Raw genomic sequence first — 1991 nt, 5'->3', positions numbered from 1 at the left:
CCGCACGACCTGCGCGGGCACCGGGTCAGGAGCGAACTGCCGCACCGTGCGCCGCTCCCGCATCCGGGTGCGCAACTCGGCGGCGTGGGCGAGGGATTCGGCCTCGGCCATGCGGGCGGGGCGGTAGGGGACGGAGCGGTAGGGCTCGCCGTGGATCGGGGTCCAGGGCCGTTCTGCGGTCTCGTCAGCCATGCTCACGAGTGTGCCCCGGTCAGCTCCATCCCGTCACGATCAATGAGAGCCCGAGCGTGAATCCGCCGCACAGGAGGGCCAGATACAGCCCATAGAACCGCCGGAGCCGGTGTACGAGGAACCCGAAGGCCCCGAAGGCGAGGCCCACCGTGAGGGTGCGGGAGCCGCGGGAGAGCGCCGAGTGGGCCAGCCAGTCCTGCGGCGCGATGTCGGCGCGGCCCGCCTCGCGTGCGTAGACCTTGAAGGGGATGCCGTTCCAGGGCTGGTGTCGGACGGCCGCCGCGGCTTCGGTGGCGAGCTCGTTGCGTACCTCCGCGCGCATCCGGTCGGTGGTCAGGGGGTGCGGCAACTGGACGCCGGACGCGGCCAGTTGGAGGGCGAGCAGGCCGCCTGCCAGGGAGCCCGCGAGGGCCGTGAGGGACAGCTTCAGGGCCCGGCGCGGCACCGCCACGCAGGCGATCGCCAGGAACAGCTCCGGCATCAGGGGCCAGCTCAGCGCCTCCGCGAAGGCCCAGACGAAGGCTGCCGCGAGGCCCCAGCGGGAGCTGATGACAGCGGCGGTCCGCCTGCGCGTGACGGAGTCGTCGAGCGGCTCCCGCTCCGTACGCCGATGGAGCTCCGCCACCGCGTCACGCGCCTCCTCGGGGGTGGTGTCCGGGGGCAGCGGGGCCCCGATGCGGACCCTCACCAGGGTGGGGCGGAGTTTGCCGTGCTTGGGCAGGAGGCGGGCCGTGCCGTCGATGGAGACCGGGACGATGGGCACGTGCGCCTGCCGGGCGAGTATCAGCGCGCCCTTGTGGAAGGCGCCCAGCTCGCCCGCACGTGCGCGGGTGCCCTCGGGGAAGAGGACGACGGCTCCGCCGGCGCGCAGGGCGTCCGCCCTGGACAGCAGGTCGTCCATGCCGCCTCCGGTGCGGCGCACGGGGAAACCCGCGGCCAGGCGGCTGCAGATCCGCCTCCGCCAGGGGGAGGCGAACCAGTAGTCGGCGGCTGCGCCTATCGCGGGCGCGTGGCGGGCGTCCAGCGCCGCGAGGAGGGCGGCGGTGTCCGCGTGGGAGGAGTGGTTCGCCACGACGACGCAGCCACCGGAAGGGAGTCGACCGCGTCGCTCGACACCGCCGGTGAGGGTGAGGAGGGTCCACCAGAGCGCGCGGCGCAGACGGGCCGCGCCTCGCTTCGGGTGCCGTTCGTCCTGAAGCGTCGGACGGGCCGGATACGTCGTACGAACCCTCACAGCGTCACCACCATCGTCAGCAGAAGAGCAACCAGCAGTGAATCGATCCGGTCGAGCAGCCCGCCGAACCCCGGCAGCCAGCTCCCCGCGTCCTTCACGCCCGCCTCGCGCTTGACCATCGACTCCAGAAGATCCCCCAGTACGCAGCCCACGAGCACCGCGGACCACAGCACGAGGGAGAACGCGCCGACCGCGGCCAGCGCGGCGGCGGTCGCGGCGGCCGCGCCCACGACGCCCGCCCAGGTCTTGTTGGGGGAGAGGGGGGAGAGCGGCCGGGCCAGGAACCCCCTGCGGCCAAGCGCCGTACCCCCGCACCACGCGCCCACGTCCCCGAACGCCACCGCGACGCCCACCGCCACGGCCGTGTCCCCGAGGAGGACGAGCCCGCTCAGCGATACGGGGATCCAGAGGAGCCCGAACACCGTCCGGCTCGCCCGGGTGAAGCCCTGCGAGGCGTCCCCGGAGAAGAGGGCCACACCGGCGGCGGCGATCAGCAGTACGCCCGCCGTCCGCAGATCGAGGGCGCCGGGCGCGGCCCAGGCGATCCCCGGCACCGCCACGGCGG

At 74.1% G+C, this 1991-nt stretch carries 2 protein-coding genes and 1 pseudogene; all 3 read right to left on the bottom strand.

From position 1 onward, the window contains the following. Nucleotides 1-192: pseudogene (locus ACZ5CR_RS44065) on the bottom strand (nitroreductase family protein); the annotation flags it as partial. A gap of 19 nt (nt 193-211) precedes the next feature. Further along, nucleotides 212-1426, bottom strand: a complete 1215-nt coding sequence (locus tag ACZ5CR_RS44060) for a lysophospholipid acyltransferase family protein (RefSeq protein WP_468868969.1) — start codon at nt 1424-1426, stop codon at nt 212-214. After that, nucleotides 1423-1991 (bottom strand): phosphatidate cytidylyltransferase (locus tag ACZ5CR_RS44055; RefSeq protein ID WP_468868967.1); only part of this gene is annotated, 569 nt, incomplete at its 5' end. The genes ACZ5CR_RS44055 and ACZ5CR_RS44060, both read right to left, overlap by 4 nt.

This window comes from Streptomyces sp. NPDC031274 (genome assembly GCF_055570235.1).
The sequence above is the reverse complement of the archived record's forward strand: the minus strand, read 5'-3'. Positions and strand labels throughout refer to the sequence as shown.